This window comes from Inquilinus sp. (assembly GCF_039594555.1).
Classification (GTDB): domain Bacteria; phylum Pseudomonadota; class Alphaproteobacteria; order DSM-16000; family Inquilinaceae; genus Inquilinus.
In genome coordinates, this window is sequence record NZ_JBCNNF010000249.1 from 1 (window position 1) to 10,393 (window position 10,393).

Annotated in this window: 8 protein-coding genes; 5 read left to right on the top strand and 3 right to left on the bottom strand. The window is 71.9% G+C overall.

The annotated features are described in order from the left end of the window. Positions 1-204: 204 nt before the first annotated feature. Positions 205-1,092 carry a GntR family transcriptional regulator gene (locus ABDW35_RS23515; protein ID WP_343716295.1) on the bottom strand — a complete coding sequence of 296 codons (888 nt, stop codon included), beginning with the start codon at positions 1,090-1,092 and terminating at the stop codon, positions 205-207. Between the two features lie 178 nt (positions 1,093-1,270). Between ABDW35_RS23515 and ABDW35_RS23520 the strand changes: the two genes are divergently transcribed. The 4 genes from ABDW35_RS23520 (at position 1,271) to ABDW35_RS23535 (ending at position 5,170) form a co-directional block, all read left to right on the top strand. Next, complete coding sequence (locus ABDW35_RS23520) at positions 1,271-2,029, top strand: ATP-binding cassette domain-containing protein (protein WP_343716296.1); 759 nt, start codon at positions 1,271-1,273, stop codon at positions 2,027-2,029. A 25-nt stretch (positions 2,030-2,054) separates the two neighbouring features. Next, the gene (locus ABDW35_RS23525; RefSeq protein WP_343716297.1) at positions 2,055-3,038 is read left to right on the top strand and encodes a substrate-binding domain-containing protein; all 984 of its coding nucleotides are present in this window, start codon (positions 2,055-2,057) and stop codon (positions 3,036-3,038) included. A gap of 61 nt (positions 3,039-3,099) precedes the next feature. After that, positions 3,100-4,113: an ABC transporter permease gene (locus ABDW35_RS23530; protein WP_343716298.1), complete on the top strand. Its 1,014-nt coding sequence runs from the start codon at positions 3,100-3,102 to the stop codon at positions 4,111-4,113. Positions 4,114-4,156: 43 nt separating this feature from the next. Beyond that, positions 4,157-5,170: a zinc-binding alcohol dehydrogenase family protein gene (locus ABDW35_RS23535; protein ID WP_343716299.1), complete on the top strand. Its 1,014-nt coding sequence runs from the start codon at positions 4,157-4,159 to the stop codon at positions 5,168-5,170. Between the two features lie 72 nt (positions 5,171-5,242). On the opposite strand, the gene ABDW35_RS23540 is transcribed toward ABDW35_RS23535, so the two are convergent. Beyond that, a complete protein-coding gene (locus ABDW35_RS23540; RefSeq protein WP_343716300.1) occupies positions 5,243-6,481 on the bottom strand; it encodes an MFS transporter in 1,239 nt (412 codons plus the stop codon). Positions 6,482-6,496: 15 nt separating this feature from the next. Next, entirely contained in the window at positions 6,497-9,493 is a 2,997-nt protein-coding gene (locus ABDW35_RS23545) for a hypothetical protein (RefSeq protein WP_343716301.1), read from the bottom strand. Positions 9,494-9,929: 436 nt separating this feature from the next. Between ABDW35_RS23545 and ABDW35_RS23550 the strand changes: the two genes are divergently transcribed. Continuing rightward, positions 9,930-10,352 carry a hypothetical protein gene (locus ABDW35_RS23550; protein ID WP_343716302.1) on the top strand — a complete coding sequence of 141 codons (423 nt, stop codon included), beginning with the start codon at positions 9,930-9,932 and terminating at the stop codon, positions 10,350-10,352. Positions 10,353-10,393: the final 41 nt, after the last annotated feature.

Genomic DNA, 10,393 nt, shown 5'->3' on the forward strand with positions numbered 1-10,393 from the left:
CTGCGCGCGTCCGCGCGCGAATGGGCAGAGCACCAAACTCGCCGTCCGCGCCGGCTGTGGCGATCGGGGCCGGATCGACCCGAGGGAACCCCCTCCCCCTACCCCCCTCCCGCGAGGGGAGGGGGGGCTCGAAAGAGGCAATCTGTGAATTCCGTAGCCAGGCGGGCAGGAGCCCCGGGTTCGTCCCGGCAAGGGGGCGGGCGATCACTCCGAGGTCGAGCGGATCAGGGTCTCTTTCGCCGAGGCCAGATGCACCTTGCAGGCGGCTTGAACCCTGGCCACGTCGCGGCTGAGCAATGCGTCGATATAGGCGAGGTGCTCGCGGATCGCGACCTCGTTGCGCTGCCGCTCGTCGTGTTTTCTCCATTGATAGTGGTAGTGGAAGATCAAAGTGATCACGTCATAGAAATCGTCGATGAAGCGATTGGGCGTGGCCGCGTTGATCAGCCGGTGAAACCGGCTGTCGAGATCCGAGAAGTCGTGGTAGCGAGTCTCGATCTCATGGAGGAGGGCGACGTGCTCCTCGCGCAGCGCCTCGATCCTCCGCCACAGCGGTGAGCTGTCCGGCAGCGCCGCGAAGGCCATCGCCGAGCGCAGCTCGAACATCTCGCGGATCTCGAACAGGTCGAGCGCGAAGCTGGGGGTGAAGCCCTTGAACGCCCAGCCCGCGCTCGGGCGCCTCTCGATCAGGCCGAAACGCTGGAAGCGGTTGAGGAATTCGCGGATCCCGGTGGTGGCGACGCCGCATTGGCGGGCCAACTCCAGCTCGTTGATCGCCATCCCGGCGCGGGCATCGCCCCGCAGCGCCCATTCCATGAAGCGCTTCTCGATCTGCTCGGCCATCGGCACGGTTTCCGCCGCCGGGAAGCGCCGCGTCGCGCCGCCTTCCGAGCGGACGGTCCGCTGGCGCCCGGTCCCGGCCACGATCCCCTGTCCGGCCAGGGTCGAGAGGACCTTGCGCACCGTCGTGCGGCTGACGCCGAGCTGCGCGCTGAGGGTCGGCTCCGAAGGAAGGGCTGCTCCATCGTCCAGCGCCGCGATCAGGTCCAGGGCGTCGTTGAAGGCGCGCTTGAACACCGTGTCCGTCTTCATGCGGGTCCGTCCCTGGTTCGAAACGATATGTCTCTTAATCCATAAAAAACAGTTTGACCATAATATGTATTGGTTTTTCTGTATAAGGAACAAACAAGACATACAGGGAGGACGAGATGTGCGATGGGAGACTCCGGCTCATTGCGGGGCCGATCTGCCGGCCCGGGCGGGTGAGTGCTTGAGCCCGATCCTCGACATCGCCGGCCTGCGCAAGAGCTTCGGCCCGGTCGAGGCGCTGCGCGGCGTCGACCTGCAGCTCCGTCCGGGAGAGGTGCTGGCCGTCGTCGGCGACAACGGCGCCGGCAAGTCGACCCTGATCAAGCATATCTCCGGAGTCTACCGGGCCGATGCCGGCCGGATCCTGCTGGCCGGCCAGCCGCTCGACCTGTCCTCGCCGCGCGAGGCGCGGGAGCGGGGGATCGAGACGGTCTATCAGGACCTGGCGCTGGCCGACGACCTCTCGGTCGGGGCCAACATCTTCCTGGGCCGGGAGCCGGTGCGGCGCCTGTTCGGCGTCCTGCCCTTCATCGACGATCGCGCCATCCGGCGCGAGACCGCGGAGCTGCTGCGGAAGATCCGCAGCGAGATCCCGGCCGAGGCGCGCACCGTGGCGCGGCTTTCGGGCGGGCAGCGGCAGGCGGTCGCGATCGCGCGCGCGATCTACTGGCAGGCCAAGGTGGTGCTGTTCGACGAGCCGACCGCGGCGCTGGCGGTGATGGAGCGCGAGCGGGTGATCCACCATGCCCGCGACCTCGCCGCGCATGGCGCCGGCGTCATCTATATCGGCCACAACCTGGTCGAGATCCTGAAGGTCGCGGACCGCGTCGCCGTCATGTTCCGCGGCCGCGTCGTCCACGTCACGCCGGCGGCGGCGACCGACCAGGAGACTCTCATCAAATACATGACCGGCTACAGCGATTCGAAGAAGGCGGCCTGAGCGCCGCACAGACGGGGAGGACTCTATGAAACGCAATGTGGTGATGGCGGCCTCGGCGGCCGCCCTGATGGTCGCGGGCATGACCACCGCGCGGGCCGCGGACACGGTCGCGGTGATCGTGAAGGCGACCACGTCGGAATACTGGCAATGGGTGTTCAAGGGGGCCGAAGACGCCGGCAAGCAGCTCGGCGTGAAGGTCGACAAGCTCGGCACGCCGAAGGACGACGCCGCGGGCCAGATCTCGGTGCTTGAAAGCGCCGCCGGCTCCAAGCCCGCCGCCGTGGTGATCGCGCCGACCATCTTCGAGGCGCTCGGCGATCCGATCTCCGCGGTTAGCGACGCCGGCATTCCCGTCATCGTGATCGATTCCGGGGCAAAGACGGACAAATACGCCGCCTTCCTCACCACCAACAACGAGGCCGGCGGCAAGGCCGCGGCCGACGCCGTGGCGGCCTGCCTCAAGGAGCGGACCGGGAAGGCGGCCGGCAAGGTCGGCTACCTGACCGCCATGGCCGGCCATGAATCGCTGGATTCGCGGGACCGCGGCTTCGTCGAGGGGCTGAAGGCCTATCCCGACATCACGCTGGTCGGCAACCGGGTCGCCAACAACGAGGAGGCGGAGGGCATGACCCTGACCTCCGACATGCTGACCAAGGATCCGGATCTCGTCGGCCTGTTCGCCGACAACGCGCAGATGGGCACCGGCGCCGGCGCCGCGGTGGCCGAGCAGAAGCTCGGCTCGAAGCTCTGCCTGGTCGCCTTCGACTCCGATGCCGGGGAGCTGGAGCATCTGAAGGACGGCTCGATCTACGCCCTGGTCATCCAGGACCCGTACATGATGGGCTACGCCGGGGTCTGGTACGGCTACGCCGCCGCGCATGGCGTGCGCCTGCCGAAGGACGTCGACACCGGCGTCGGCACGGTGACGAAGGCGACCATGGACGACCCGAAGCTGGCCGGCCTGCTCGACGTCTCGAAGCGCAAGCTCGGCTCCTTCCTGGGCAACTGATCTGCCGCGGTCGGGCCGGGCTGCCGCGGCCGCCCGGCCCCCGCATCATCACGGAGGTCCGATGACGGATCAGCCCCTTCCGCGCGTTCGACCCGGGGCGCGCCTCAGCGGCGGCGCGGCGGGCGGGTCCGTCCGCGCCCTGCTGCGGCGCCTGCCGATCGAGACCTATGTCATCGCCTTCACGGTCGCGCTGTGGGTGGTGCTTTCGGTCACCACCCCGAACTTCCTGACCGAAGGCAATGTCAGCAACCTGATGCGGCAGACGCCGATCGCGGCGATCGTGGCGATCGGCGTGATGTGCACGATCGTGATCGCCGGCATCGACCTGTCGGTGGGGTCGGTGGTCGCATTCTGCGGCGTCGCCTTCGCCCAGATGTGCGGGCATGGCCTGGGTCTCGCGCCCGCCGCCCTGCTGACCCTGGTCGCGGGGGCGGGGGTCGGGGTGGTCAACGCTGCCGCGATCAGCCGGCTGGGCATCCCGCCCTTCATCGTGACGCTGGCCGGCCTGCAGGTCTATCGCGGCCTGGCGCTGCTGCTGGCCGGCGGTGTCACCCTCGGCGGCCTGCCGTCCGAGGTGAAGGAGTTCGCCCGCGGCACAACCGGCCTGCCCAATCTGTTCTGGGCGATGGTCGCGATCGGGATCGCGGTCCACTATCTGCTGCGGTACACCCGGACCGGGCGGTACATGTACGCCATGGGCTCGAATGCCGAGGCGGCGCGGCGGCAGGGCATCAACGTCTTCCGCATCACCCTGACCGCCTATGTGCTGAGCTCGGGCCTCGCCGCCCTTGCCGGCATCCTCCTGGTCTCGCGCCTCAGCATCGCCTCGCCATCCATGGCCAACGCCTATGAGCTGCAGGCGATCGCGGCGGCGGTGGTCGGCGGCGCCAGCCTGTTCGGCGGCCGGGGCACCGTGCTCGGCACGGTGGTCGGCGCGGTGCTCTTCACCACCATGAGCAACGCCGCGGTCCTGCTCGGCGTCGACCCGTTCTGGGAGATGGTGCTGGAAGGGCTGCTGATCGCGCTCGTGGTCTATCTCGACAACCTGCAGAAGCGGCGGCAGCACGGGGCCTGAGCCCGGCACTGCCGATCTTCTCGACCGAGGAACGGACGAAGCCATGCGGGCAGTGGTGTGCCGGGCACCGGGGGAGCTGGCGCTCGAAGACCGGCCGGAGCCCGAGCGCGGCGAAGGCGAGGTGCTGGTCCGGGTCCGGCGGATGGGGATCTGCGGCACGGATTTCCATATCTATGAGGGCAGCCACCCGTATCTCCACTACCCCCGGATCATGGGGCACGAGCTGTCCGGCGAGGTGCTGGAGGCGCCTCCGGGCAGTCCGCTGGCGCCGGGCGAAACGGTCATCGTCAACCCCTACGTCTCCTGCGGTGCCTGCATCGCCTGCCGCAGCGGCAAGCCCAATTGCTGCGTCCGGATCGCGGTGCTCGGCGTGCATCGCGACGGCGGAATGTGCGAGCGGATCGCCGTGCCGGAGGGCAACCTGTACCCGGCCGGCAGCCTGACGCTCGACCAAGCAGCGAGCATCGAGTTCCTGGCGATCGGCGCGCACGCCGTGGCCCGGTCCGGCCATGCGCCGGGCGTCCGTACCCTGGTGGTCGGCGCCGGGCCGATCGGGCTCGGCACCGCGCTCTTCGCCGGGCTGGCGGGCGGAGACGTGTCGATCATGGACCGCGACGAAGACCGGCTCGGCCTCGCTCTGACCAGCGGCATCGCGAGGCACGGCATCCCGGCCGGCAGCGGCTCGGCGGAGTTGGTCCACGCGGCGACCGGCGGAGATGGTTTCGATGTCGTGTTCGATGCCACCGGTAACCTCGCCTCGATGGAGGGCGCCTTCGGCCATGTCGCCCATGGCGGCGCGCTCGTGCTGGTCAGCGTGGTGGCCGAGACTGTCCGCTTCTCGGACCCCGAATTCCACAAGCGGGAGATGACTGTCCTGGGCAGCCGCAATGCCCTGCGCGCGGATTTCGAGCGGGCCGTCGCCGCGATCGGGAATGGCCGGGTCCCGCTGGAGCATCTCCTCACCCACCGCACCAGCCTTGCCGACGCGCTCGCCGATCTCCCACGCTGGGCGACCGGGAAAGGCGGGCTCGTCAAGGCTCTGGTCGAAATCGGCTGACCTTCGGCGACCTCCCGCTCACTCAGAGACTCGTCGTATCGGATGGGCGTGCCCTGCGCCTGACCGGGGTCGTCACTTCACGCGGTGCGCCGCCCGGTCCTGGGCGCGGACGAGGGCCAGCGACCCGACGAGCGCGACCATGGAGATCAAGGTGCCCAGGCTGAACAGCCAAGCGTAGCCGAAGCCGTCAGCCAGCGCTCCCGACAGCACCGACCCCAGCAGATAGGCGGCGTACTGGGCACAGGCCAGGATGGTGAAGTCGGTGCCCGGCTGGGCGGGCAAGGCCACGGCCATGAACAGGCTGTACAGCACCACCAGCTCGGAATACCGGATCAGGGTCTGCAGCGCCGCGGCGCCGAACAGCAGCTGCAGCCCGGGCAGCAGGCCGGCGGCATGCAGCGCGAAGACCAGGCAGGCCAGCACCCGCAGCGTGCCGATCACGCCGAGGGCGACGGCGGCGCCGCGGCGCTGCAGCAGCCAGGCCAGCAGCACCGTCCCGGCCATGCCGGCGATGGCGGCCGACGCGCCCGCCAGCAGGGCGATGGCGTCGAGCCCAACCCGGGCGTCGACCAGATACGGCGCCTCCATCGGCTTCACCAGCCCCTCGCCGGCCCGGAACAGCAGGGCGATCCACAGGATCCGCCGCGCCTCCGGCCGCTGCAGGAAGGCGGCGATCCGCGGGCGAGGCCGCGCCGCCGGCCGGATCTCGCCGCCGTCCTGCAGGTGCTCCCGCATCCCCGGCACGGCCATGAGCGGCAGCAGGCACAGCCCGGCCATGCCCAGCGCCATGCCGGACCAGCCGAGCCGGTGGTGGAGCAGCAGGCCGAGGCTGCCGCCGAGCACCACGCCGGCGGCGGCCGCGCCGCTCTGCACCGCATTGCCCGCCGCCCGGCGGTTCGGCGGCAGCGCCAGGGTGGCATAGCCGTCGGTGGCGATCTCCTGGGTCGAGATCAGCATGGCGATGGCGAAGGCGATCGGGATGAAGCCGAGCAGGTCGCCGGGGCGGATCAGCAGCAGCGCCGGCACCGCCAGCACCACGCCGATCTGGGTCAGCACGATCCAGCCGGCCCGGTGCGCCCGGGCGACAGGCCGCAGCCGGTCGACCAGCGGCGCCCACAGGAACTTCAGCACGCCGGGGATCGCCAGCAGGCCCAGCGCGCCGAGCGCGGTCCGGGTCACCCCCTCCTGCCGCAGGATCGGCGGGATCGCGGTCACGAACAGCGAGGTCGGGATCGCCTGGGCGAGGTAGAGGCCGGCCAGGACCAGCAGCAGCCGGGGCGGCCCGGCGCGGGCGGAGCCGGATGCGGTCACGGCCGGCCCCATCCGTCAGCCCACCGCCAGCCGGGCCAGCGGCGGCGGCAGGCGCAGGCCGGGCGCCGCGGCGCGCAGCCGACCGGCCCGCAGCGCCGTGGCCGGGTCGGCGGGATCCTGCGCCAGCAGCAATTCTGCTCCCGCCGCCGCCAGCAGCGCCTGCAGCCGGTCGCGCGCCTCGACGATCGGCGGCAGCCGGATGCCGGGCAGCAGCGGGCCGCGGACCAGGCCGACCGCCAGGTCGAAGGCAGCGAGGCGGGCCGCCGCCCCGGCCGCCGGATCCTGCAGCGCCGACAGGGCGGCGCGCAGCCGCGCCACATCCGTCCGCACCTGCGCCGGCGCGAGGCCGATATGGTCGTCCTCGTGCCGGATCGCCCGCGTCCCGATCAGCTTGCGCAGCCGGTAGATCGTGGAGCGCAATGCGGGGATGGCGCGGTCGCCGTCCAGCTCTGGCCACAGCTGATCGGCCAGCTCTTCCTGCGCCCAGCCCTCGGCCGGCCCGGCGATCAGGCACCACAGCAGCTCCATCGGCTTGCGCTGGGCCTTGCCGGTTCCCATGGCGACGCGCGACCCGCCGACCTGCACCGCGAAGCCGCCGAGGGCGCGGATCTCGACCGGGAAGGGCCACAGCTCGTGCGCTCCTTCGGGCGGCGGCAGATCCCACAGCGCGATCACCCGCCGCGTCGCCTGGACCTCGGCGCCGGCAGCCAGTGCCGTGTCGGCCAGCCGGGCCAGGGCCGGGCGGTTCATCCCGGCGATGCGGCGGAACCCCAGGCGGCCGGCGGCCTCGGCGGCGCGGTTCCAGGGGCCGGCGACATCGCCGCCCGCGGCCGCGGCCAGGAACGCCTCGGCCAGGTCGGCATGCAGCAGGAAGGTGGCGTTGCCGGTCCGCCCCGCCACCTCGCGCAGCGTCTCGATATAGGGCCGCGCCGCTACGTCCCCGGCCATGGCATGGGCGATCGCCAGCAGCAGGCTCTGGGTCGCGACCTGGTGCGGCCCGCCATGGCGCCGAGCATAGTCCAGCGCCTGCCCGGCCTCCGCGATCGCGGCGGTGGTGTCGCCGGCGCACAGCGCCACGACCGCACGCAGATGGTGCAGCCCGATGAAGTCGGTGCGGCGCCAGCGCTGCTGGGCGCAGGCGGCGTAGCGCTGCAGCATGGAGTCGGCCGCGGCGCGGTCGCCCGCGGTCGCCATCGCCTGGACCACGACCCAGAAGGCGTTGGTCAGGCGGTGCGAGACGCGACGGTCCCCGGCGAAGGCGACGACCTCGTCGGTCAGGCGGCGCAGCGCCTCGTCGTCGCCGTCGAGATAGGCCTCGGACAGGGCGGCGTAGTACCAGGTCATCACCGACAGCGGCGCCATGTCCCGCTGCCGCGCCAGCGCCTCCAGCCGGCCCAGGAAGGGGCGGGCGGCGGCCATGTCGCCGCGCCACCAGATCAGGTGGTTGACCAGCACGCTGCCCAGCAGCAGCTGGACGGTCGGCGGCAGGAAGGGCAGGGCGCCCTCGATCCAGCGGCGCGCCTCGCCGGCGTCCGGATGGTCCGGCCAGCCGATCAGGATGGCCATGCAGCGGGTGATCGCCAGGGTCTGGCGGGCGGGCGGCACCGCGTCGCCCAGCCGCGGCAGGGCATCGTCGATCTGCTCGACCAGTCGCGGCAGCTCGCGGAAGTCGAAGAAGTCGGACAGCACCGCCCGGGCCTCGCCGTTCAGCGCCCAGGCATATTCCAGCGGCGCCGTCTCCGGCGCCAGCGTCCGGCGGATCTCGGCCAGCGCCTGCTGCGCCTGGCGCGGCTCATAGGGCATCCGGGCATAGGCCAGCCAGATGCGCGGCCGGGGCCCGGCCAGGACCTCGGCCGGAAACAGGTCGAGGGCTTCGCGCAGTTCGCGGTTGCGGCCGGCCAGCGACAGGGCCGGCCCGTGGTCGAGCACGAGGTTCAGCGCCTCGTCCCCGGCTCCCGCGGCCAGCAGCAGCCGGGCCGCCGGCAGCACCGCGCCGCGCCGGCCCAGCAGCCGGGCCGCCCCCGTCCGGGCGCGGTCCAGCGCCGGCGGCGGCAACTCGGCCGCGGCGGCCTGCTCCAGCGCGGCCTGAAAGGCGTCCTGCTTGCGCAGGCCTCCACCCGGCAGGTCTGAGACCAGCCCGCCGGCGCCGGCCAGGCGGTCCAGCAGCGCCGGGGCCCCGGCCCCGCCCAGTTCGGCCCACTCGGCCGCGCTGCCCTCCTGCAAAAAGGCCGTGGCCAGCAGCAGGCGCCGCTCGGCCGCCTCGTTCCCGCCCGGCCCGGCCAAGCCCGCCTGCAGCAGGGCAGGAGTCAGCGCGGCCAGCACGCCGGGCAGCCAGCCGCCGGCCCGGCGCAGACCGGCCAGGAACAGCTCCCGCCGTAGGGCGCGGCCGCCCGGCAGGTCGCGGGCGAAATCCGGGTATTCGGCGGCGGTGACGCGCAGATCCGTGACCGGCCCGGCCACGGCGGCCGGGTCGGGCGGGTCCAGCCGCGATAGGCACAGGATCCGGTCTTCCGGTGGCAGCGCCGCGGCCAGCACCGGCAGCAGGGTGATCGTCACCGCCTCGGGCGGCACAAGGTGGACATCGTCGAACACGATCAGCCGGGGGCCGGCCCTGCGGCCTGGCGGGGCCGCATCGAGCCAGCGCCGCGCCGAGCCGGCGATCTCGGCGAAGGCCTGCGGCGTCGGCTCGGGCGGGATGTCGGTGCCGAAGCCATGCGGCAGGCCGAGAAAGCCGCCGAGCGTGGCGAAGAGCCGGAGCGGATCGGCGTCGCTCTCCTCGACCCCGTACCACAGCACCGCGGCGCCGTCGGCCGGGCGCCACCGCGACTCGGCCCAGGCGGCGGCCAGCGCGGTCTTGCCGGCGCCGGGCGGTGCCGTGATCCACAGCGGCGTCCGCGGCGGCGCGCCGTCCAGCAGGTCGAGCAGGCAGGTGCGCAGGACCAGCCCCGCGATCGGCGGAACGCCGGACGCCTCCAGGTCGCCCGTGTCGTCCTGGCGGTCCACTGCCCGCATCTTCGGCCCTCAGCTGCAGCCGGGCCGTCCGGCCATCCGGGCGGCGCCGGATGATCGGAAAATTTTCTCGGCCGGGCAATCGGTGATGCATCGGTGACGGGATCGCGGGGATCCGCCCCGTATGGTGCGGCCATGGACGACATCCATGCCAGCTTCGACCACGGCTACGATCCGGACACGGTCGAGGCGTGCCCGATCGTGACCCGGCGCTGCCGGGCCGACGGCCGCCCAGCCGGCCACTGCCTGGCGGTCGTCGGCTATGACGATGGCGTCGGCGCGGTGCTGCTGCGCAACAGCTTCGGCCCCGGGGCGGCAGCGGCGGCCATATGTGGATGGCCTACCGGACCTTCCAGGCCCTGGCCCAGGGCAGCGCCTGCTTCATCGACGAGGTTGAACCGCCCCGCACGCACCACGCACGCCATCAGGGAGGCACGTCATGGCCAATTATCTCTTCTCCGTCGACGGGCCGGAGACCGGCTCGGTCGGACCCGGCGAATTCGCCATCGTCAACAACCCTGCCTTCTTCGACACCACCGACACGATAACCGGAGCGGCGAACGCCACGCTCGGCTTCGGCATCGCCGGCGACCTGGTCCTGGACCTGACCGGCTATGCCGGGATCACCGGCTTCCCCATCGTCAACGCCCAGGCCACCGGCAGCGTCGACCTGACCATCGGCCAGGATTTCTACGACGCCAACGTCACCGCAGGGACGCATCTCACGGTCCAGGGCACCGGCAGCACCGTGACGCTGAACGCCGGCGGGCTGGCCGGCGAGCGGCCGGTGGACCTGATCTCCTTCTCCTCCGGGAACGACGTGCTCACCGGCGGGGGCGGCGGCGCACGCACGCGTTCGTAGTCGAGGCCGATGCTTTCCATCACGCCTGGACGGAAGTTCTG

Coding starts and splice junctions, on each gene's coding strand:
- ABDW35_RS23545 (WP_343716301.1), bottom strand. CDS start 9,493: ATGCGGGCAGTGGACCGCCAGGACGACACGGGCGACCTGGAGGCGTCC.
- ABDW35_RS23550 (WP_343716302.1), top strand. CDS start 9,930: ATGGCCAATTATCTCTTCTCCGTCGACGGGCCGGAGACCGGCTCGGTC.
- ABDW35_RS23525 (WP_343716297.1), top strand. CDS start 2,055: ATGAAACGCAATGTGGTGATGGCGGCCTCGGCGGCCGCCCTGATGGTC.
- ABDW35_RS23530 (WP_343716298.1), top strand. CDS start 3,100: ATGACGGATCAGCCCCTTCCGCGCGTTCGACCCGGGGCGCGCCTCAGC.
- ABDW35_RS23535 (WP_343716299.1), top strand. CDS start 4,157: ATGCGGGCAGTGGTGTGCCGGGCACCGGGGGAGCTGGCGCTCGAAGAC.
- ABDW35_RS23515 (WP_343716295.1), bottom strand. CDS start 1,092: ATGAAGACGGACACGGTGTTCAAGCGCGCCTTCAACGACGCCCTGGAC.